Source organism: Streptacidiphilus albus JL83 (assembly GCF_000744705.1).
GTDB classification, from domain to species: Bacteria; Actinomycetota; Actinomycetes; order Streptomycetales; family Streptomycetaceae; genus Streptacidiphilus; species Streptacidiphilus albus.
This window is the reverse complement of record NZ_JQML01000001.1, coordinates 5,695,325-5,716,664: the sequence shown is the minus strand read 5'-3', so window position 1 is coordinate 5,716,664 and position 21,340 is coordinate 5,695,325. Positions and strand designations below refer to the sequence as shown.

Below are 21,340 nucleotides of genomic sequence, written 5' to 3'. Positions count from 1 at the left end.
GGCGCGGGGGTTGGCGGAGTTTTCGGCAGAATCGGCGCCGTAGCGGATGTGACCTGCGACTCACTCGCCCGGCGGGGCCGGTGGTACCACCGGGACCGGCAGCAGCGGCAGCCGCAGCGCCGCGAAGGCGTCCGACGGAACCGCGGGGCGCTGCGGAGCCACCGGCGCGACCCGCCGGTACGCCTCGCCCTGGGCCGGCCGGGGATCGGCCTCGCCCTTGTTGGGCCACATCGACAGCGCCCGCTCGGCCTGCGCCGTGATCGTCAGCGAGGGGTTGACGCCGAGGTTGGCGGAGACGGCCGAGCCGTCCGCCACGGTGATCCCCGGGTAGCCGTAGAGCCGCTGGTAGGGGTCGATCACGCCCTGCTCGGCCGAGGCGCCGATGACGCAGCCGCCGAGGAAGTGCGCGGTGAGGGTGCGGCCGAAGAGGTCGCTCAGGGCGCTCCCGGGGAAGCCGTTGATCTCCGCGGCGACGCCCCGGGCGGAGGCCTCGGCCGCAGGTATCCACTTGGGGTTGGGGGCGCCGTGGCCCTGCCGGGAGGTCAGCCCGCCCTTGCCGGGCCCGGACTTCTTGCGCTCCACCACCACCGAGTTGTCCAGCGACTGCATCACCAGGCCGATGATCACCCGCTCCGACCAGCGCCGCTTGTTCAGCGAGCGGAGCAGCAGGTCGGGCCGGCGCAGGGCGAGGCCGAGGAAGCGCAGCACCGGCGGCGTCCGGCCGCCGCCGGTCACCTGCATGATCGACATCCAGCCCATGGCGTTGGAGCCCCGGCCGTACCGCACCGGTTCGATGTGGGTGCTGTCGTCCGGGTGCACCGAGGAGGTGATGGCGACGCCCTTGGTGAAGTCGGCCCGCCCGCCGAGCCGCCGGTCGCTGGTCATCGAGCCGACCAGCGCCTCCGAGTTGGTCCGGGTCAGCTCCCCCAGCCGGGCCGAGATCCGCGGCAGCTGGCCCTCGTCGCGCAGCTGGTGCAGCAGCCGCTGGGTGCCGTAGGTGCCGGCCGCGACCACCACCCGGCGGGCGCGGACGGTGCGCGAGCTCCGGCGCGCGGCTGCCTTGGAGCGGGCGTCGGTGGGCCTGGTGTCGACGGCGAAGCCCTCGCCGTCCTCGCGGATCCGGGTGACCGTGGTCATCGGCAGGATCTGCGCGCCGTTCCGCTCGGCGAGGTAGAGGTAGTTCTCGGTCAGGGTGTTCTTGGCGCCGTGCCGGCAGCCGGTCATGCACTCCCCGCACTCGGTGCAGGCCCGGCGGCGCGGGCCGGCCCCGCCGAAGTAGGGGTCCGCCACCTCGGTGCCGGGGGCGGCCTGCGGGCCCGCGCCGCCGGCGTCCTGTCCGTCGCCGAAGAACACGCCGACCGGCGCCAGGTGGAAGGTGTCGCCGTAGCCCAGCTTCTCGGCGGACGCCCTGAGGTACACGTCGGAGGGGGTGACCGTGGGGTTGGTGCGGACCCCGAGCATCCGCTTGGCCTGGTCGTAGAAGGGGGCCAGCTCCTCCGCCCAGTCGGTGATGGACTTCCACTGCGGGTCCTGGAAGAACGCCTCCGGCGGCACATAGAGGGTGTTGGCGTAGTTCAGCGAGCCCCCGCCGACGCCCGCCCCGCCGAGCACCATCACGTCCTTCAGCACGTGGAAGCGCTGGATGCCGTAGCAGCCGAGCGCGGGCGCCCACAGGTAGTTGCGGCTGTCCCAGGAGTTCTTCGGCAGGCTCTCCGGGGTGAACCGGCGGCCGGCCTCCACCACCGCGACCGTGTAGCCCTTCTCGGTCAGCCGCAGCGCGGCGACCGAACCGCCGAAGCCGGAGCCGACCACGACCACGTCGTAGTCGTAGCCCGGCTCGGCCTGCGGAACCGATCCGCCGTCCACCGGTTGACTGTCCTTCGCCATCGACGCTGCTCCCCGATTCACTGGTGCCGACATACCCGACCGGCGGCGTGCGCCGCCGTACTGACGGTGGAACTCTCGGTGGAACCCACGGTTGGAACGGTGGTGCGCGCGGACTACCGGAGCCGCAGCGCCTTCATCGCGCCCAGGGCGCGGGTCAGCACTTTGGCGAAGCGCTCGTCGTCCAGGCCGAAGGCCGGGGCCACCGGGACCAGCCGCTGCACCGCGATCGTCTGCACCTCGGTGTACCTGAGGATGCCCTCGGAGCCGTGCCGTCGGCCCACCCCGGAGTCGCCCATCCCGCCCATCGGCGCCGCCGCGCTGCCGTAGGTCGCGGCATAGGCCTCGTTGACGTTGACGGTGCCGGCCTGCAGCCGGGCCGCGATCCGCCGGCCGTGCGCCTGACTGCTGCTCCAGACACTGGCGTTGAGGCCGTAGCGGGTGTCGTTGGCCCGCGCCACGGCCTCGTCCTCGGTGTCGAACCGGTAGACCGAGACCACCGGCCCGAAGGTCTCCTCGGCGCAGACCGCGCTGGCGGCGTCCACCCCGTCCAGGACGGTCGGCTCGTAGAACAGCGGGCCGACGTCGGGCCGGGGCCGGCCGCCGGCCAGTACCCGGGCGCCGTTCTGCACCGCCTCGTCGACGTGCCGGACGACGTTCTCCAACTGCCGCTCGGAGACCAGCGAGCCCATGTCCGCACCCCAGCCGAGCGAGTTGCCGAGCCGCAGCGCCCGGGTCCGGGCGGTGAACTTCTCCAGGAAGGCGTCGGCGACCTCGCGGGCGACGAACAGCCGCTCGATGGAGACGCAGAGCTGGCCGGCGGAGGCGAAGCAGGCGCGGACCGCGCCCTCGGCCGCCCGGTCCAGGTCGGCATCGGCCAGCACGATCATCGCGTTCTTGCCGCCGAGCTCCATCGAGGAGGCGACCAGCCGCGCGGCGGCGCGCTGGGCGACGTCCCGGCCGGTGCGGGTGGAGCCGGTGAACGAGACGTAGTCGGCGTGGGCGACCACCTCGGGGCCGACCACCGGACCGTCGCCGATCACGATCTGCCAGGCCTCGGCGGGCAGTCCGGCCTCGATCATCAGCTCGCGGGCGCGCAGCGGGGCGAGCGCGGTCTGCGTGTCCGGCTTGGTGACGACCGCGTTGCCGGCCGCGAAGGCCGGGATGGCGTCGTCGACGAGCAGCGCCAACGGGTAGTTCCAGGGCGTGATCTGGCCGACCACGCCCTTCGGCTGGCGCACCTCGGTGACCTGGGTCAGCACCGGGTAGACCCCGCTGCGGCGGCGCGGCCTGAGGTAGGCGGCCGAGCGGCGCCCGTAGTGGCGGGAGACCACGGCGGCGACGCTGACCTCCTCGAAGGCGTGGACGCGGGCCTTGCCGGTCTCCGCCTGGAGCAGGTCGAGCAGTTCGGCCTGTTCGGCCAGGACCAGGTCGTGGAAGCGCAGCAGCACCGCCTCGCGCTCGCGCACGGAGCGCTGCGCCCAGCCGCGCTGGGCGGCGCGGGCCCGGTCGAAGGCGGCGGCGACGTCCTCGGGGGTGGACTCGGGGAGCTCTGCCAGCACCTCGCCGGTGAAGGGGTTGCGACTGGTGCCCAGGGTCGGCGGCGCACCGGTGGTGCCCGCGGTGACCCCGGCGGCCAGCCGGGCGACGAGGGCAGGCGTCACCACGTCGGCGACGGTGCGGGAGCCTGCCTCCGCGACGGGATTACGGGTGTCGGCGCCGGTGCTGGTACGCGTGTCTGCCATAGCCCGCAGCGTAAGCGGATTCGGGCCGGTTGGATACCCGTGGGTAACAAGAAAGCGCCGCCGCTGCGGGGATTCCCAGGTCGCCGGACCGGCCCCCCGGGCGTCCGCCGGGCACCACCGGCATCACTATGCTCTCGCCTCATGGACGAGCGGACGGGCATACCGAACGGCACTCCCCCAGCGGCCCGGCCGGGCGGACGCCCCCCGGTCGTGGGCAGGCCGACCGCGCCGCCCCAGGGCCCGCCCGACCAGGCCGCGCCGCCCCGTACCGCGCCGAGCCAGACTGCGCCGACCCAGACTGCGCCGACCCAAGATCTGGCCGCGCTCCGCCTCCCCTCCTACGTGCAGCCCGCCCGGCCGCCGTCCTCGGACGTGCCCGACTGGCAGGCGCTGGCGGACCGCAACGAGCGGGCGCGGCGCCGGGGCCGGCTGCTGCGGGTCGGCGGGGTGACCGCGGCACTGGTGGGCGTCGTCGCCCTCGGCGCCGTGGCGGCGGCGTTCGCCGGTGGCGGGAGCGGACAGCACGGCGGGGGCAGCAGCCTGCACGGGTTGGCGCCGACGGCCACGACCGGCGCGGGTCCGGGCGGCGGGCAGCCGACCGGCGCCACCGGCTCGGCCTCCGCCGGCGCCAGTGCCTCGGCCAGTGGCTCCGCCGGCGCCTCCGCCAATGCCTCCGCCGGCGCCTCGGCCGGTGCCTCGGACCGGCCGTCCGGGAGCCCGTCGGCACCGGCGAGCCGGTCCGGCGGCACCGCACCGACCTCCACGCCGCCGCTGACGCCGCTCCAGGTGATCTCCAGCGTCGGGACCGACACCGCCCCGCTCTCCACCACGACCCTGTACACCGCCGCCGACCTCGACGTGGACGGGCAGACCTTCACCCTCGCCGCCACCAACACCGACAACCCGTGCTGGAAGGGGACAACCGGCGGCCTGGGCAACGTCCTCGCGCCGCACGGCTGCCTGGAACTGCTGCGGGCCACCTACGTCTCCGGGCGGAACGCGGTGACCGTCGGCATCGCCGTCTTCGACACCGCGCAGCAGGCCGCCGCGGTCATGCCGCAGTACCAGGGGCAGATCCAGTCGCTGGTGCGCGGCTCGGTCCCGAGCTTCTGCGTGGGCGTGAGCTGCCCGCTCACCCATGCCACCGTCGGCCGCTACGACTACTTCACCGTGGCCGGCACCACCGACAACCGCGCCACTTCCGGCGACGCCCTGGCCGTCGACGGCGGGCAGGCCCTCGCCTCCTACGCGTACGACCGGCTGATGGCGCGCGGCTGAGCGGATTTCCACGGCGCCGGGCAGCCGGCCGCAGACCCGCCACCGCCGTCCGAACGTTCCGACGGAAGCAGTAGCATCACCACCTCTGGGGCCCTCAGCAGCCCGGATTCCACAGGATCTTCACCATCAGAACACATCTTCTCCCTGTACATCCGATGTTCGCCCGAACGAAAGGGTCGTCCCGGTGCCTACTCAGTCCCGCCCGCTCCGGATCACGGTGATCGGCACCGGCTACCTCGGCGCCACCCATGCCGCGTGCATGGCAGAGCTCGGCCACGAGGTACTCGGTGTCGACGTCGATCCGGAGAAGGTCGCCGAACTCCAGGCCGGCCGGGTCCCGTTCTACGAGCCCGGCCTGGAGGAGCTGCTGGCGAAGCACGTGGCCACCGGCCGGCTCCGGTTCACCACCTCCTACCAGGAGGCGGCCGAGTTCGGTGACATCCACTTCTCCTGCGTGGGCACCCCGCAGAAGAAGGGCGAGTCCGGGGCCGACCTCCGCTATGTGGACGCGGTCATCGACTCGCTGGCGCCGCACCTCACCCGACCGGCCCTGGTCGTCGGCAAGTCGACCGTCCCGGTGGGCACCGCGGCCCGGCTCGCCGAGCGGCTGGCCGAGCTGGCGCCGGTCGGCGCCGACGCCCAACTGGCCTGGAACCCCGAGTTCCTGCGGGAGGGCTTCGCCATCGAGGACACCCTCGGTCCGGACCGGCTGGTGTTCGGCCTCTCCGGTCAGGAGCCCGGGGCGGAGCAGCGGCTGCGCGCGGTCTACGCCCGGCTGCTGGAGGCGGGCGTCCCGCTGGTGGTCACCGACTTCCCCACCGCCGAGCTGGTCAAGACCGCTGCCAACGCCTTCCTGGCCACCAAGATCTCGTTCATCAACGCCATGGCCGAGGTCTGCGAGGCCTCCGGGGCCGACGTCTCGCTGCTGTCGACCTCGCTCTCCTACGACAGCCGGATCGGCGGACGCTTCCTCAACGCCGGGCTGGGTTTCGGCGGCGGCTGCCTGCCCAAGGACATCCGTGCCTTCATGGCCCGGGCCGGCGAGCTCGGCGTGGACCAGGCGCTGACCTTCCTCAGGGAGGTCGACTCCATCAACATGCGCCGCCGCGACCGGGTCGTCGAACTCACCCGCGAGCACTGCGACGGATCGCTGCTGGGCCGCCGGGTCGCGGTCTGGGGCGCGGCCTTCAAGCCCGACTCCGACGACATCCGCGACTCCCCGGCGCTGAACGTCGCCGCCCGGCTGCAGCTGCTCGGCGCCGAGGTGACCGTCTACGACCCCAAGGCCATGGACAACGCCCGCAAGATGTACCCGACCCTGGCCTACGCCGACAGCCCGGTCGGGGCGGCGCACCGGGCCGACGTCATCCTGCACCTGACGGAGTGGCAGGAGTTCCGCGCCATCGACCCGGTCGCCCTGCTGCCGACCGTGGCCCGGCCCCGGATCATCGACGGACGCAACATCCTGGACCGCGAGCGCTGGCGGGAGGCCGGCTGGACCTACCGCGCCCTCGGCCGTCCCTGAGCTCCGCGCGGTCCGGAGGCGGTACCGGCGGCGCCGTCAGTCGAGCGAGGCCAGCGCCGCGCCGACCGCGCGGTGGAAGGTCGGGTAGGCCCAGATCGTCGACCGCAGCTCGGCCAGCGGCGTCCGGCTCCGGACCGCGAGGGTCAGCAGGCCCAGCACCTCGCCGCCGGTCGGGCCCGCCGAGGTCGCGCCCACCAGTACGCCGTCGGCCGCGACCAGCTTGACGAAGCCCGCGCTGCCGGGGCCGTGGACCAGGGCCCGGGCGGTGTCGGCGAGATCGGCCCGACCGACCCGGACCGCCGCCCCCAGGGTCCGGGCCTGCGCCTCGGTCAGCCCGACGGCGCCGACCTCCGGATCGGTGAAGGTCACCCGCGGCACCGCGTGGTACTCGGCCGACAGACCGCCCTGCCCGAGGACCGTCCGCACCGCGATGTCCGCCTGGTACATGGCGACATGGGTGAACGCGCCCTTGCCGGTGGCGTCGCCGACCGCCCACACCCCCGGCGCTCCGGGCACCCGCATCCGCTCGTCCACCGGCAGCGAGCGGGCCCCCGGTGGCACCCCGAGCACGCCCGCGCCCACCCGGTCCAGGTCGACCCGGCGTCCGGTGGCGACCAGCAGCCGCTCGGCGGCGAAGCGCTCGCCCCGGCGGCAGGTGACGGTGAACCGTCCGTCGTGGTGGGTGACCGAGGCGGCCTCCGCCCCGGTGTGGATCGAAAGACCCTCGGTGGTGAGCACCTGCGTCAGCAGCTCCGAGGTCTCCGGCTCCTCCATCGGCAGCAGCCGCGGCTGCGCCTCCAGCACGGTCACCGCGCAGCCCATCCGCTGCCAGGCCTGTCCCAGTTCCAGTCCGATCGCACCGCCGCCCAGCACCAGCAGCGACTCCGGCAGCTCGGCGGCCTCCACCAGCTCGCGGTTGGTCCAGAACGGGGTCCCCAGCAGGCCGGGAACGGGCGGCGCGGACGGCCGGGAGCCCACCGCCAGCACCACGCCCCGGCGCGGGCGCAGCACCGTCTCGGTCTCGGTCTCGCCCTCGCGGTGCAGCACGGTCACCTCGCGCGGCCCGGTCAACCGTCCGGTGCCGCGCAGGAAACGCCCGCCGCGCGAGGTCAGCCGGTCCACGGCGAGCTTGTCGTTCCAGTCGTCGGTGGCGGCCCTGATGGTCCGGGCGACCGGACGCCAGTCGGGCTGCACCCGGCAGATCCCCGCCCGACCCGGCACCCGGTGCGCCTCGGCGACCAGGTCGCCGGCCCTGACCATGATCTTCGAAGGGATGCAGCCCCAGTACGGGCACTCGCCGCCGACCAGCCGGTCGTCGACGCCGACCACGTCGAGCCCGGCGTCCGCGAGCCGTCCGGCAACCTCTTCGCCGCCCGGCCCCAGCCCGATCACCACGACATCCGGAGTGGGAATTGCGGAAACGACCATGACCGGCTCCCTGGGAAGAGGGTTTGCCTGCGTTGTTCCACCGTACTCGGCAGCGGTCGGGGCGTCCTGCGCTCGGTCAGGAGGTCGTGAATCCGTTGAGGATGGCCACGTAGCGGGTGTAGGCGTTGTTCCATTCCGACTGCGGGTAGTCGATCATGATGGCGTACTCGGTGCCCTTGTTGTCGCGGAAGAGCTGCTCCCTCGCCTGGTGCAACTGGAGGCCTCCGCCGGGGAGGGGCTTCTCGTAGGTCCAGCCCCAGGTCGCGCCGGAGTAGCCGTCGAAGACGTCCGCCTGCGGCTGTTGGTTCACCTGGAGGCTGGGGTCGGCGTTGGTGCTGCGCATGTCCGCTATGTGCTCCATGGGCGTCATCGGCTGCCCCTGGATCACCGAGAAGCGGATCAGGTACGTCTCGGTTCCGTTGTCCGCCAAGTAGTCGATCTTGAACGGACTGGTGTTCGGCTGGCGCTCGAACGGCGGCGTGCTGACCGGCAGCGGGAACGAGAAGCCGTAGGGGTCGTGGACCAGGGTGTAGCCGGGCTGCACCACCGGCACCGGTGATGCCGAACTCGTCCCGCCGGAGGCGGACACGGAGGGCTTTGCGGACACCCGGGGCTGCCCGGTCCCCGCAGGGTCCGCAGTCGATGCCGAACTCCGGTGCCGCAGCACCTGGAAGTCGTAGGTCAGGCCACCGCCCGCCAGCCCGGCCAGCAGCCCGGCCAGCACCAGCCAGGGCCAGATCCGCCGACGGCGGCGCCGGGACCGGTCTCGGTCCCGGGACTGCCCGGCCTCGGCAGCAGCCTTGCCGACCGTGGTGGCAGCTGTGGCCGGGGTCGGCCGCCCGGTCTCGGGGAGCAGCGCCTCGGCGGCCTCCGGCTGCGGCGGCGCCATCGGCTGGGTGGGCCGGGTCGGCTCGACCTGGATCGGCGGGGTCGGCGTGTGCTCGCGCCGGTCCACCAGCGGCACCATGGCGGTGGGGCTCCGCAGCGGGTTGGGCCGCTGCTGGATGCTGACGGTGTCGCCGTCCGCGATGCCGCGCAGCATCCGGATGACCTCGGGCGCGCCGGGCCGCTCGCTCGGCTCCTTGACCATCATGGCCTGCAGCACCGGCGTCAGCGCCCCGGCGTTCCTCGGCTCCGGCAGCGGGTCGGTGACCACGGCGGTGAGCGTGGTCAGCGGCGAGTCGCGGCGGAACGGCGACTCGCCCTCGACCACCGCGAACAGCGTCGCCCCCAGGGCCCACAGGTCCGAGGCCGGTCCGGGACGCGAACCGTGGACCCGCTCCGGCGCGAGGTAGTCCGGCGAGCCGACCAGGTCGCCGGTCCGGGTCAGCGCCGAGTCGCCCTCGTAGGTGGCGATGCCGAAGTCGGTGAGCACCACCCGTCCGGTGCCGTGCTCCAGCAGCACGTTGGCGGGCTTCACATCGCGGTGGATCACCCCCGCCTGGTGGCCCCGGTGCAGCGCGGCCAGCACCTGCGCGCCGATGTCGGCGGCCTCACGCGGGTTCAGCGTGCCGTCCTGCTCCACCAGTTCGGCCAGCGAGCGGCCGTCGATCAGCTCCATCACGATCCACGGCTTGCCGTCCTGCTGCAGGACGTCGTGGATGACGATCACGCCGGGGTGCTTGATCCGCGCGGCCGCGCGGGCCTCCTGCTTCATCCGGGAGTGGACGATCTGCAGGTCCTCCTCGGCGAGATGGCCGACCGAGAGCTCCTTGACCGCGACCTCGCGGTCGAGCATCTCGTCGGTGGCCCGCCAGACCGTGCCCATGCCGCCGCGGCCGAGCCGCGCGCCCAGCCGGTAGCGCCCGGCCAGCATCCGGTCCGGCGCACCGACCACTGCCCCCGTCGGCGGCGTGCCGCCCTGGACCGACTCCACGGCGGAACCTTCTTCCGTGCCCACTCGTGCTCCCCCTTGCCCGATCCCCGCCAGTGCCGGTCGGCCTGCGGCAGGACTCAGACGCCGCGCATGTTCCCGTACTCCTGATGGACAGACTAGGGAACAGGCGGCCGATCCGGAACGGCGGGGCCGGGGATCGACCCCGTATCGGTACTCAGCCGGCCGCCAGCACCACGGCCACGAGCAGCAACAGGACCAGCACCAGGATTCCGCCGACCAGTACCGCGCCCAGTCGGGCCGGGTGCCGTGCCGGTGCGGCGTGGTGGTGCCGGGTTTCCGACGGCTCCGCCGACAGTGCTCCCCCGGGCCCTGCCCCGGTCCGGCGGCGACCGCCGAGGGCCGCCCGGCGGGGCGGCGGCAGCAGTTCGGCCACGGCCGACACCGCGTCCTGGTCCACCGGCTCCGGAGCCCGGAGCAGCAGTCTGCGCAGTTCCTCCTGCACCTCGGCGAGGGCCGGACGCGCCTCCGGGTCCACCGCCAGCAGCCGCAGCACCAGCGGGCCGAGCGGGCCCAACTCCTTCGCCGGTCCGGCCTTCGAGGGCCCCGGCAGCGTCCGCCGGTCGGCGGGGCGCACCCGGCCCTGGTGCGCGGCGTCCTGCTCCGGCAGCAACGGCCCGCCGGTCAGCGCCCGGTGGAGCAGCGCGCCCAGCGCCCAGGTGTCCGCCGCCGGTCCGACCGGCCGACCGGCGGCGGTCCCGGCCGCGACCTCCGCCGCCGCCTCCCGCGCGGTACCGGGTCCGGCCTGTTCCGGCGCCCAACGCTCGGACACCGGACCGACGATGACGGCGCGGGCGTCCCGCGCCCTGACCCGCGCCGGATTCCACGGCGACTCCGGCACGCCCGCCCCCGGCGTCCCGGCGCCGGGACCACCGCACAGCGCCTCCTGTGCGGCGCCGACCACCAACCCGCCGAGCAGCGCCGTCCCGTCCTCGCAGACGGTGACCGTGTCCGCCGTCAGATTGCCGTGCACCAGGCCCATCGCGTGCACCGCCCGCAGCGCCGCGACCAGGTCGTGCGCCAGCTCGGCGACCCGGTAGGCGGAGAGCGGTCCGCGTTCCAGCAGCGCCGCCAGCGGAGCCCCCGGCACCGCCTCGCCGGCGACCCACAGGTAGCCGTCCTCGGCGAACACCTGGAAGACCTGGCTGAGCCGCGGATGGTCGGGCACCACCTGGGTGACGAAGGCGGTCTGGGTGAGCGCGCGGGCCGCCGTCTCGTCGCTCCCGGCCGGCAGGTCCTGGTCGAACGGGGTGACCGTCACCGGCAGCGGGACGGCGTCCAGTTGCACCTCGGCGCCGCTGCGGACGTCGACGGCGGCGACCCCGGTCCCGCGCGCCCGGCCGGTCAGCCGGTAGCGGCCGGCCAGCAGCCGGCCGTCGGCCGTGCCCTCGTCCGGGGACGCTGCCCGTGTCACACCGTCCCCCTGCCTCGCGCCGTGCCGATCCGTGCCTGTCCCTCGTAACCTTAGGGCTGGAAGCTGTCCTCGAAGGTGCGCAGCAGCTCCTTGTTCCGGGTCCCGTCCCAGGTCGCGGCCGATGCGGTCCAGTAGAGCGAGAAGCCGTCGCGGCTGTCGGTGATGGCGTACCGGCTCGTCGCGCGCAGGGCGGTGCCGTTGCTGCCGGTGTAGGTCCACTCCCAGTCGGCGGCGTCCCAGCCGTCGCGGTAGTCGACCGTCTTCAGCTCCAGCTGCCGGTAGTCGGCGAAGCTGCCGGAGGTCCGGGCCGCCTCGGCCCGGACACCGGTCAGGGCGCTGTTCCCGGGGTTGTCGGTCCAGTCCACGATCAGCGTCCCGGCCGGGCCCTGGAACTTGGAGCGGTCGGCCGAGACCCGGGTCCGGACCCAGCCCACGGGGATCTCGACGGTCGAGCCGCCCGGACCGTCCACCCGCTGGTAGCCCGCCGGGGCGGCGGCCGACGCCCCGTCCGAGCCGGTCCCGGCGTTGTGCCGCTGGGCCTGGGCCAGCGCCACCCAGACCCCGCCGCCGGCCACCAGCAGCAGCACCAGCAGCCCGATCAGCAGCTTGCCGGAGCGCCGGCGGCGGCTGGAGCGGCGGGCGGGCGCCGGAACGGGCGCGGGCTGCCGCAGCGGCTCGACGAAGCGCTCCTCCGGCGGCAGCGCGAGCGCGGCCGTGCCCTCCTGGGTCGGGTCGGAACCGCTGGAACCGACCGCGGTCGGCGTCCGCGAGGGCTCGTAGGAGCGTGCGTACGGCTGCTCGTAGGGCTGCTCGTAGGGCTGCTCGTAGGACTGCTCGTAGGGCTGGGTGTCCGCCTCGGAGGCCACCCGCGTCAGCAGTCGGCGGGTGATGGCCTCGTCGAAGCGCTGCTCCGGGTCCTTCCGCAGCAGCCCGGCGATGACCGGGGTCAGCGCGCCGCCGTTGACCGGCGGGAGCAGGTCCTCGGTCATCACCGCCGTCAGCGTGGACAGCGCCGAGCCCTTCTCGTACGGCGGCCGCCCCTCGACCATCGCGTACAGCGTCGCCCCGAGCGACCACAGGTCCGCCGGTGCGCCCGGTATCCGGCCGCGCGCCCGCTCCGGCGAGATGTACGAGGGCGCGCCGACCAGCATCCCGGTCGAGGTCACCGAGGGGTCGCCCTCGACCCGGGCGATGCCGAAGTCGGTCAGCACCACCCGCCCGTCGTGGCCGATCAGGATGTTGGACGGTTTGACGTCACGGTGCAGGATCCCGGCGCGGTGCGCCTGGCCGAGCACCGCCAGCAGCTCCAGCCCGATCTCGGCGGCCCGCCTCGGCGGCAGCACCCCCTCGATGTTGATGACCTCGCTCAGCGAGCGGGACTCCACCAGCTCCATCACGATCCACGGCCGGTTGTCCTCCTCGACCACGTCGTAGACGGTGACCGCGGCGGTGTGCCGGACCCGGGCGATGGCCTTGGCCTCGGTCAGGGTGCGGGCCACCAGCCGGCGCCGCTCGTCCTCGTCGACCCCGGCCGCGAAGCGCAGTTCCTTCACCGCGACCGGCCGGCCGAGCACCTCGTCGGTGGCCCGCCACACCGTCCCCATACCGCCCCGGCCCAGGACGGACTCCAGCCGGTAGCGGCCCGCGAGCAGCCGCCCGGACGCGTCCTGTTCAGCGGTCATCTGGATGAGGTCCCCTCCGCGTATGACGATCCGGTCCGCCGGGGGGAGTCCCTCCCGGCGTGCCGGCAGTACCCGCGGCCCCGCGACGCCCTCCGCACGGGCGCCGGGAGCGGCGGGCGCCGGATGTTCCTGCCCATCGTCCCCTATCCGAGCGGGACGATGTCCTCCGCCCCCAGTCTGGCGGCGTCCGCCGTCAGGTCGTCGGGCTGCTGCTGGGACTCGCGCTCGGCCTCGACCCGCATCCGGTAGTGCTCGACCTCCCGGTCCACCTGCCCCTTGTCCCAGGACAGCTCACGGGCCATCAGCTCGGCCACCTCCACCATGGAGGCGGTGCCCCGGTCGAAGGTCTCGATCGAGATCCGGGTCCGCCGCGCCAGCACGTCGTCCAGATGCCGGGCGCCCTCGCTGCGGGCCGCGTGGACCACCTCCGCACGGAGGTAGTCGTCCGCGCCGCCGAGCGGCTCGGCCAGCCCCGGTTCGGCGGCGATCAGCGCCAGCACCTCACTGGCCAGCGAGCCGTAGCGGTTCAGCAGGTGCTCGATCCGGGCGACATGGAGCCCGCTGGTCCGGGCCAGTTCGGCGCGGCCGTTCCACAGTGCCCGGTAGCCCTCGGCCCCGGCCAGCGGCACCTGCTCGGTGCAGCTCGGCGGAACTCTCTGGTCCAGTCCGTGCACCGCCTCGTCGACGGCGTCCTTGGCCATCACCCGGTAGGTGGTGTACTTGCCGCCGGCCACCACCACCAGCCCGGGCACCGCGTGCTGGACCACGTGCTCACGGCTCAGCTGGGAGGTGGCGTCCGACTCACCCGCCAGCAGCGGACGCAGACCCGCATAGACGCCCTCGACGTCCTCCCTGGTCAGCGGGGTGGCCAGGACCGCGTTCACATGGTCGAGCAGGTACTCGATGTCGGCGCTGCTGGCGGCCGGGTGGTCCTTGCCGAGCGTCCACTCGGTGTCCGTGGTGCCCACGATCCAGTGCCGGCCCCAGGGGATGACGAAGAGGACGCTCTTCTCGGTGCGCAGGATCAGCCCGGTCGAGGAGTGGATCCGGTCGCGCGGCACCACCAGGTGGATGCCCTTCGAGGCCCGGACGTGGAACTGGCCGCGGTGGCCGACCAGCGCCTGGGTCTCGTCGGTCCACACCCCGGTGGCGTTCACCACCTGCCGGGCCCGCACCTCGAACTCGCCGCCCTGCTCCAGGTCGTGGACCCGGGCGCCGACCACCCGCTCGCCCTCGCGGAGGAAGCCCACCACCCGGGCCCGGTTGGCGGCGGCGGCGCCGTAGCCGGCGGCGGTGCGGACCAGGGTGGCCACGAACCGGGCGTCGTCCATCTGCGCGTCGTAGTACTGCACCGCGCCGACCAGCGCGTCCTTGCGCAGGCAGGGCGCCTGCCGCAGGGCCTGACGGCGGCTCAGGTGCCGGTGCACCGGCAGCCCCCGGCCGTGGCCGCCGGCCAGCGACATGGCGTCGTACATCGCGATACCGGATCCCACATAGGGCCGTTCCCAGCCCCGGTGCTGCAGCGGGTAGAGGAAGGGCACCGGCTTCACCAGGTGCGGGGCGAGGGTCTGCAGCAGCAGGCCGCGCTCCTTCAGCGCCTCCTGGACCAGCGCGAAGTCCAGCATCTCCAGATAGCGCAGCCCGCCGTGGATCAGCTTGCTGGACCGGCTGGACGTTCCCGAGGCCCAGTCCCTGGCCTCCACGATCCCGGTCGCCAGCCCGCGGGTCACCGCGTCCAGGGCGGTCCCCGCCCCGACCACCCCGCCGCCGACGACGAGGATGTCGAGCTCGCGTTCGGCCATCCGGGCGAGCGACTCCGCCCGCTCGACCGGTCCCAGTTTCGCGCTCCGCATGGCTGCCTCCGCACTGTGCTGGTCCGGCCCCCCGCAGACGCACCCCCGGTGCGCCCGCCGCCGGATCCGCTGGACACTGCCCCCAGTCTGCCGGTAGTCGGGCCGTTCCGGTGGGCGGGATCAAGACCCGAGGGGGCGAGTGCCGGCCTGCCGTCGCCGCCGAACGGCGTCCGGTCACGACGAAGGTCCCCGGCGCGCAACCCGCGCCGGGGACCTTTCCGCTGCCGTTCGCTCGGCTACTTGTGCGCGACCGTGACCTCGACCCGCTGGAACTCCTTGAGCTCCGAGTAGCCGGTGGTGGCCATCGCCCGGCGCAGCGCGCCGAAGAGGTTCATGGTGCCGTCGGGCGTGTGGGACGGGCCGAGCAGGATCTCCTCGGTGGTGCCGACCGTGCCCAGGTCCACCCGCTTGCCGCGCGGCAGCTCCTCGTGGACGGCCTCCATGCCCCAGTGGAAGCCCCGGCCGGGGGCGTCGTTGGCGCGGGCCAGCGCCGCGCCGATCATGACCGCGTCCGCGCCGCAGGCGACGGCCTTGGCCAGGTCCCCGCTGTAGCCGACGCCGCCGTCCGCGATGACGTGGACGTACCGGCCGCCGGACTCGTCCATGTAGTCGCGGCGGGCCGCCGCGACGTCCGCCACGGCCGTCGCCATCGGCACCTGGATGCCGAGCACGGTGCGGGTGGTGTGCGCCGCGCCGCCGCCGAAGCCGACCAGCACGCCGGCCGCGCCGGTGCGCATCAGGTGCAGCGCCGCCGTGTAGGTGGCGCAGCCGCCGACGATCACCGGGACGTCGAGCTCGTAGATGAACTGCTTGAGGTTGAGCGGCTCGGCCGCGCCGGAGACGTGCTCGGCGGAGACCGTGGTGCCCCGGATGACGAAGATGTCGACGCCGGCGTCGACCACGACCTTGGAGAACTCGGCGGTGCGCTGCGGCGAGAGCGCGGCGGCGGTGACCACGCCGGAGTCGCGGATCTCCTTGAGCCGACGGCCGATCAGCTCGGCCTTGATCGGCTCCCGGTAGATCTCCTGGAGCCGGCGGGTGGCCAGCGCCTCGTCCTTGACCTCGGTGATCTCCTGCAGCAGCGGCAGCGGGTCCTCGTAGCGGGTCCACAGGCCCTCGAGGTTGAGCACGCCCAGGCCGCCCATCCGGCCGAAGGCGATGGCCTGTTCGGGCGACACCACGCTGTCCATCGGCGCGGCCAGGAAGGGGAGCTCGAACCGGTAGGCGTCGATCTGCCAGGCGATCGAGACCTCCTTCGGGTCCCGGGTCCGGCGGCTCGGTACGACGGCGATGTCGTCGAAGGCGTATGCCCGTCGGCCCCGCTTGCCCCGCCCGATCTCGATCTCGGTCACGTCCCAGCCCTTCGCTCGACCTGCGTTGTATCTCCCGGGGGGCGACCCCCGGATCCCGGCGGAGCCGGGTCCTGCCGTCCACCAGTATCCCGTACGACCGGCTGGTGGCGGACACGCGGCAGGGAGGGTCCGCCGAAAACGGACCCTCCCTGCCGGTACTGCCGCTGGGCCGTCAGTGGCCGTGGTAGTTCGGCGCCTCGACGGTCATCTGGATGTCGTGCGGGTGGCTCTCCTTGAGCCCGGCCGAGGTGATCCGCACGAAGCGGCCCTTGGCCTCCATCTCGGCGACCGTGGCGGCGCCGACATAGCCCATGGTCTGCCGCAGCCCGCCGACCAGCTGGTAGAGCACGGCGGAGAGCGGGCCGCGGTAGGGCACCTGGCCCTCGATGCCCTCGGCGATCAGCTTCTCGTCCGAGCTGACGTCGCCCTGGAAGTAGCGGTCCTTGGAGAAGGACTTCGCCTGGCCGCGCGACTGCATCGCACCCAGCGAGCCCATGCCCCGGTAGGACTTGAACTGCTTGCCGTTGATGAAGAGCAGCTCGCCCGGGGACTCCTCGCAGCCCGCGAGCAGGCTGCCGAGCATCACCGTGTCGGCGCCGGCCGCGAGGGCCTTGCCGATGTCGCCGGAGTACTGGAGGCCGCCGTCGCCGATCACCGGCACGCCCGCCTCGCGGCAGGCCAGGGCGGCCTCGTAGATCGCGGTGACCTGCGGGACGCCGATGCCGGCCACCACGCGGGTGGTGCAGATGGAGCCGGGGCCGACGCCGACCTTGACGCCGTCCACGCCCGCGTCGATCAGCGCCTGGGCGCCGTCGCGGGTGGCCACGTTGCCGCCGATGACGTCCACGCCGACGGTCGACTTGATCTTCGACATCCAGCTCAGCGCATTGCTGTTGTGGCCGTGCGAGGTGTCCACGATCAGGAAGTCCACGCCCACGGCGGCCAGCGCCTGGGCCCGCTCCAGCGCCTCGGCGCTGGCGCCGACGGCCGCGCCGACCAGCAGTCGGCCCTCGGCGTCCTTGGCCGCGTGCGGGTACTTCTCGGCCTTGACGAAGTCCTTGACCGTGATCAGGCCCTTGAGCACGCCGTCGGCGTCCACCAGCGGCAGCTTCTCGATCTTGTGGCGGCGCAGCCGGGCGATCGCGTCCTCACCGCTTATCCCGACCTCGCCGGTGATCAGCGGCATCGGGGTCATGATCTCGCGGACCTGGCGGCTGCGGTCCGCCTCGAAGGCCATGTCGCGGTTGGTGACGATGCCGAGCAGCCGACCGGCCGGGTCGGTGACCGGGACGCCGCTGATCCGGAACTTGGCGCAGAGCGCGTCCGCCTCGGCCAGGGTGGCCTCGGGGCCGACCGTGATCGGGTCGGTGACCATGCCGGACTCGGAGCGCTTCACCAGGTCGACCTGGTTGACCTGGTCCTCGATGGACAGGTTGCGGTGCAGTACGCCGACGCCGCCCTGGCGGGCCATGGCGATGGCCATCCGCGCCTCGGTGACCTTGTCCATGGCGGCGGAGAGCAGTGGGATGTTGACCCGGACGTTCCTGGAGACCCGTGAGGAGGTGTCCACCTGGTTCGGCAGCACCGAGGAGGCGCCGGGCAGCAGCAGAACGTCGTCGTAGGTCAGCCCGAGCATCGCGAACTTGTCGGGGACACCTGCGGCATTCAAAGACATAGTGTGAGGTACCTTCCCGTACCGACCCGGAAACCAGAGACGGGGGGAAGACTGTTGGCCGCACCCGCCCGCGCAACACGGCGCCACCGGGGGCCGCTGGGTGGGCAGCTCGGCACCGATAACTCAGTCTACCGGTTGAGCAAGGTTCCCCTTGCCGGACCGAGGGCGACTGTGCTTGGGCCGGCTGTGCCCGGGCGGACTGCGGTCGGGCGGACCGCGCTCAGGCGGAGAGGCCCTCGTGGTTGTCCCCGGCCAGCGCCCGCAGTCGGCTGAGCGCGCGGTGCTGGGCCACCCGGACCGCGCCGGCCGACATCCCGAGCACCTCGCCGGTCTCCTCGGCGGTCAGCCCGGCGGCGATCCGCAGCAGCACCAGCTCGCGCTGGCGGGCGGGCAGGCAGGCGAGGAGTTCGCGGGCCCAGGCGGCGTCGCTGCTGAGCAGCGCGCGCTCCTCCGGGCCGAGCGCCTCGTCCGGCTTCTCCGGCAGCTCCTCGGCGAGCGAGAGCGGCTGGCCGGGTCCGCGCATCGCGGCCCGCTGGAGGTCGGCGATCTTGTGGGCGGCGATGCCGTAGACGAACGCCTCGAACGGACGGCCCTCGTCGCGGTAGCGCGGCAGCGCGCAGAGCACCGCCAGGCAGACCTCCTGGGCGACGTCGTCGACATGGTGCCTGGCCCCGCCAGGGAGCCGGACCAGCCGGGTCCGGCAGTAGCGCAGCACCAGCGGATGGACCTGGGCCAGCAGTGCGTCGGTCGCCCCGGCGTCACCGCCGACAGCGCGGACCACCAGCGCCCCGATGGGCACCGAAGACCCACCCGAGGGCTGTCCACCGCCGGGGGCGGCGGTCACATCGTCGTCGCGCACTGCTCCATGGTGCCTGGTCACATCGGGAAACGTGGCACCGCACCCCGACTTGTGCATCGGAACGTTATGCGCCACCGCCGCCCACCCCCGCCAGCCACTCCCGGAGAGACCCCATGCCCCATACTCCATCGTCCCCGGGAGCGACCCCCGGTATCCCGGCGAGCGCGAGATCGTCGGGCGACGAAGCGACTCGGCCGGGCGGACAGGTCGTCCTCCTCGGGAAATCAGCGGACGAGGCCCCAGCGGAAACCGAGGGCGACGGCATGCGCGCGGTCGGAGGCCCCGAGCTTCTTGAAGAGCCGTCGGGCGTGGGTCTTCACGGTGTCCTCGGAGAGGAACAGCTCGCGGCCGATCTCGGCGTTGCTGCGGCCGTGGCTCATTCCCTCCAGCACCTGGATCTCACGGGCCGTCAGCGTGGGCGCGGCGCCCATCTCGGCGCAGCGGAGCCGGCGCGGGGCGAGCCGCCAGGTCGGGTCGGCCAGGGCCTGGGTGACCGTGGCGCGCAGCTCCGCCCGGGAGGCGTCCTTGTGGAGGTAGCCCCGTGCGCCCGCGGCCACCGCCAGCGCCACCCCGTCGAGGTCCTCCGCGACGGTGAGCATGATGATGCGGGCGCCCGGGTCGGCGGACAGCAGTCGCCGCACGGTCTCGACCCCGCCGAGGCCGGGCATCCGCACGTCCATCAGGACCAGGTCGGAGCGGTCGGCCACCCACCGGCGGAGCACCTCCTCGCCGTTGGTCGCCGTGGTCACCCGGTCCACGCCGGGCACGGTCGCCACCGCGCGGCGCAGCGCCTCACGGGCAAGCGGTGAATCATCACAGACGAGAACGGATGTCATGGTCGTCCTCCGCAGCTGATCCGCGTCACGTTGAGCCTCCTGGCTGGTACGAATCGTCACCGATGCGACCTCGACGGCTGGAGTCTTCCCCGACGCCAGCCTTTCTGACCGCCTCAGCACTCCCAACGACCGTCACTCGAATGAGTTACGGGTCGGCAGCAGCCATCAGCACTCTACGTGGTCAGGTCGCTACAGATCATCAACCACGTCGGGCACTCGGTGGTACGCGGAGCGCCCCCGCAGCGCCCGGACGGCGCCCGCACGCCCCATCGCTCCGGCCGCCCGGCGGGCGTTCCCCCCCAACCGGGGGCTCTTACGCGCCCTTTGTCCCATTTCCCTGCTTTTTGAGGTTATATGACTTGTATCCACCGCTGACCGTCGCACCTGAACCCCCGAGGGAATGAGCCATGGCAGACTTCTCCCGCCTCCCCGGCCCCAACGCGGATCTCTGGGACTGGCAACTCTCCGCCGCCTGCCGCGGCGTGGACAGCTCCCTCTTCTTCCACCCCGAGGGCGAGCGCGGCGCGGCGCGCAGCTCCCGGGAGCAGTCCGCCAAAGAGGTGTGCACCCGCTGCCCCGTCCGCGCCGAATGCGCCGCCCACGCCCTGGCCGTCCGCGAGCCGTACGGCGTCTGGGGCGGTCTGACCGAGGACGAGCGCGAGGAGCTCCTCGGCCGCTCCCGGCAACGCCCGCTCGACCCGTCCACCCTGATCAACAGCTGACCCGCACCGGGCGCGCGGCGCCGCTTCCCCCGGGATCCCGGGGGAACGGCTCCGCGCGCCCGGGCGTGTCGGGGCCGCCCCCGTCCGCGTCCGGCCTCAGGCCGGACCCGCGCCGGGGGCGGACACCAGGGCCAATTGGTCCAGCATCAGCGCCACCGCCGGAACCGCCGCCAGGTCGGGCACGGTGAGCGCGACCACCTCGCGGTAGACCCCGGAGGCCAGCGGGAGCACCGCCACCCCGTTCGGCCGCACCGCCCGGAGCGCGAGCTCCGGCAGCACCGCCACCCCCAGCCCCGCCGCCACCAGCCCGAACACCGCCGGACAGTCGTCCGTGGCGAAGTCGATGCCCGGGGTGAAGCCGGCCTCCTCGCACAGTTCGACCAGATGGCCCCGGCACTGCGGGCAGCCGGCGATCCACTGCTCCTCCGCCAGTTCGGCCAGGTCGACCGGGCTCCGCGGGCCGGCCGCGGTCGACGGGCGGGCGGCCAGCGGGTGGGCGGTCGGCACCACCGCGACCAGCCGGTCGTCGAGCAGCCGCCGGACCGCCAGGTCGGACCAGTCCGCGGCCGCGGCGGAGGCGGCGGCCTGCACCGTCGCCTCCGCGCGGGCCTGCCGGCGCGAGCCGGGGACCTCCGCCGGGAGCTGCACCCCGGTCGGCCGCCCCGGATAGCGGAACGCCAGCGCGATCTCGCAGTCGCCGCCGCGCAGCAGCGCCAGCGACTCCGGCGGCTCCGCCTCGGACAGCGAGACCCGCACCCCCGGCCGGTCCGCCCGCAGCCGCGCCACCGCCGACGGGACCAGGGTCGAGCTGGCCGTCGGGAAGGACACCAGCCGCACCCGTCCGGCGTGCAGCCCGGCGATGGCGGCGACCTCCTCCTCGGCCGCGGCCAGCCCGGCCAGGATCCCGGCCGCGTGCCGCACCAGCGCCTGGCCGGCCTCGCTGAGCTGCACGCCCCGGCCGACCCGGGCCACCAGCCTGGTCCCCACCGACTTCTCCAGCGCCTTCATCTGCTGGCTCACCGCGGGCTGGGTGTAGCCCAGTTCGCGCGCGGCGCCGGAGAAGGAACCGGTGCGGGCGACGGCGCGGAGCACTCGGAGATGGCGGGCCTCGATCATCCCGGCAGCATAAGTGAGACTTTGACATCGAAGGATAATCCGCCGAAGGATTTATACCTGCGGGGGTCGGCGCCGGC

The 21,340-nt window shown here is 73.7% G+C and carries 15 protein-coding genes; 3 read left to right on the top strand and 12 right to left on the bottom strand.

The genetic code is table 11. From position 1 onward, the window contains the following. Window positions 1-60 precede the first annotated feature (60 nt). On the bottom strand, window positions 61-1,887 hold the full coding sequence (locus BS75_RS25065) for a GMC family oxidoreductase N-terminal domain-containing protein (RefSeq protein WP_042437255.1): 1,827 nt from the start codon (window positions 1,885-1,887) through the stop codon (window positions 61-63). Window positions 1,888-2,000: 113 nt separating this feature from the next. Next, window positions 2,001-3,629 (bottom strand): succinic semialdehyde dehydrogenase, encoded by a 1,629-nt coding sequence (locus BS75_RS25060; RefSeq protein ID WP_034089859.1) that lies wholly within the window; start codon window positions 3,627-3,629, stop codon window positions 2,001-2,003. A 141-nt stretch (window positions 3,630-3,770) separates the two neighbouring features. On the opposite strand from BS75_RS25060, the gene BS75_RS44755 reads away from it, so the two are divergent. Together BS75_RS44755 and BS75_RS25050 are read left to right on the top strand one after the other, a co-directional pair. Beyond that, a complete protein-coding gene (locus BS75_RS44755; protein ID WP_156164287.1) occupies window positions 3,771-4,907 on the top strand; it encodes a hypothetical protein in 1,137 nt (378 codons plus the stop codon). Between the two features lie 184 nt (window positions 4,908-5,091). Then, a complete protein-coding gene (locus BS75_RS25050) occupies window positions 5,092-6,432 on the top strand; it encodes a UDP-glucose dehydrogenase family protein (RefSeq protein ID WP_197091959.1) in 1,341 nt (446 codons plus the stop codon). Between the two features lie 36 nt (window positions 6,433-6,468). Here BS75_RS25050 and BS75_RS25045 read toward each other — a convergent pair whose 3' ends face one another. The 9 genes from BS75_RS25045 to BS75_RS25005 form a co-directional block, all read right to left on the bottom strand. Next, window positions 6,469-7,860, bottom strand: coding sequence for a dihydrolipoyl dehydrogenase family protein (locus BS75_RS25045; RefSeq protein ID WP_034089857.1), 1,392 nt, complete (start codon window positions 7,858-7,860; stop codon window positions 6,469-6,471). 76 nt (window positions 7,861-7,936) lie between these two features. Continuing rightward, entirely contained in the window at window positions 7,937-9,760 is a 1,824-nt protein-coding gene (locus BS75_RS25040; RefSeq protein WP_152645689.1) for a serine/threonine-protein kinase, read from the bottom strand. A gap of 151 nt (window positions 9,761-9,911) precedes the next feature. After that, the gene (locus BS75_RS25035; protein WP_042437290.1) at window positions 9,912-11,168 is read right to left on the bottom strand and encodes a hypothetical protein; all 1,257 of its coding nucleotides are present in this window, start codon (window positions 11,166-11,168) and stop codon (window positions 9,912-9,914) included. Window positions 11,169-11,218: 50 nt separating this feature from the next. Continuing rightward, on the bottom strand, window positions 11,219-12,850 hold the full coding sequence (locus tag BS75_RS25030) for a serine/threonine-protein kinase (protein WP_034089856.1): 1,632 nt from the start codon (window positions 12,848-12,850) through the stop codon (window positions 11,219-11,221). 143 nt (window positions 12,851-12,993) lie between these two features. Then, on the bottom strand, window positions 12,994-14,703 hold the full coding sequence (locus BS75_RS25025) for a glycerol-3-phosphate dehydrogenase/oxidase (protein ID WP_034089855.1): 1,710 nt from the start codon (window positions 14,701-14,703) through the stop codon (window positions 12,994-12,996). 236 nt (window positions 14,704-14,939) lie between these two features. Further along, on the bottom strand, window positions 14,940-16,055 hold the full coding sequence (locus BS75_RS25020) for a GuaB3 family IMP dehydrogenase-related protein (protein ID WP_034089854.1): 1,116 nt from the start codon (window positions 16,053-16,055) through the stop codon (window positions 14,940-14,942). A 172-nt stretch (window positions 16,056-16,227) separates the two neighbouring features. Next, window positions 16,228-17,730 (bottom strand): IMP dehydrogenase, encoded by a 1,503-nt coding sequence (guaB, locus tag BS75_RS25015; RefSeq protein WP_034089853.1) that lies wholly within the window; start codon window positions 17,728-17,730, stop codon window positions 16,228-16,230. Window positions 17,731-17,950: 220 nt separating this feature from the next. Continuing rightward, the gene (gene shbA, locus BS75_RS25010) at window positions 17,951-18,589 is read right to left on the bottom strand and encodes an RNA polymerase sigma factor ShbA (protein ID WP_231607887.1); all 639 of its coding nucleotides are present in this window, start codon (window positions 18,587-18,589) and stop codon (window positions 17,951-17,953) included. Between the two features lie 224 nt (window positions 18,590-18,813). After that, the gene (locus BS75_RS25005) at window positions 18,814-19,425 is read right to left on the bottom strand and encodes a response regulator transcription factor (RefSeq protein ID WP_030251459.1); all 612 of its coding nucleotides are present in this window, start codon (window positions 19,423-19,425) and stop codon (window positions 18,814-18,816) included. Window positions 19,426-19,832: 407 nt separating this feature from the next. Between BS75_RS25005 and BS75_RS25000 the strand changes: the two genes are divergently transcribed. Next, window positions 19,833-20,147 (top strand): WhiB family transcriptional regulator, encoded by a 315-nt coding sequence (locus tag BS75_RS25000; protein ID WP_034089851.1) that lies wholly within the window; start codon window positions 19,833-19,835, stop codon window positions 20,145-20,147. A 96-nt stretch (window positions 20,148-20,243) separates the two neighbouring features. Here the strand turns inward: BS75_RS25000 and BS75_RS24995 are convergent, their stop codons facing one another. After that, window positions 20,244-21,263 (bottom strand): LysR family transcriptional regulator, encoded by a 1,020-nt coding sequence (locus BS75_RS24995; RefSeq protein WP_034089850.1) that lies wholly within the window; start codon window positions 21,261-21,263, stop codon window positions 20,244-20,246. Window positions 21,264-21,340: the final 77 nt, after the last annotated feature.

Coding starts and splice junctions, on each gene's coding strand:
- BS75_RS25065 (WP_042437255.1), bottom strand. CDS start 1,887: ATGGCGAAGGACAGTCAACCGGTGGACGGCGGATCGGTTCCGCAGGCC.
- BS75_RS25060 (WP_034089859.1), bottom strand. CDS start 3,629: ATGGCAGACACGCGTACCAGCACCGGCGCCGACACCCGTAATCCCGTC.
- BS75_RS44755 (WP_156164287.1), top strand. CDS start 3,771: ATGGACGAGCGGACGGGCATACCGAACGGCACTCCCCCAGCGGCCCGG.
- BS75_RS25045 (WP_034089857.1), bottom strand. CDS start 7,860: ATGGTCGTTTCCGCAATTCCCACTCCGGATGTCGTGGTGATCGGGCTG.
- BS75_RS25030 (WP_034089856.1), bottom strand. CDS start 12,850: ATGACCGCTGAACAGGACGCGTCCGGGCGGCTGCTCGCGGGCCGCTAC.
- BS75_RS25025 (WP_034089855.1), bottom strand. CDS start 14,703: ATGCGGAGCGCGAAACTGGGACCGGTCGAGCGGGCGGAGTCGCTCGCC.
- guaB (WP_034089853.1), bottom strand. CDS start 17,730: ATGTCTTTGAATGCCGCAGGTGTCCCCGACAAGTTCGCGATGCTCGGG.
- BS75_RS25005 (WP_030251459.1), bottom strand. CDS start 19,425: ATGACATCCGTTCTCGTCTGTGATGATTCACCGCTTGCCCGTGAGGCG.
- BS75_RS25000 (WP_034089851.1), top strand. CDS start 19,833: ATGGCAGACTTCTCCCGCCTCCCCGGCCCCAACGCGGATCTCTGGGAC.
- BS75_RS24995 (WP_034089850.1), bottom strand. CDS start 21,263: ATGATCGAGGCCCGCCATCTCCGAGTGCTCCGCGCCGTCGCCCGCACC.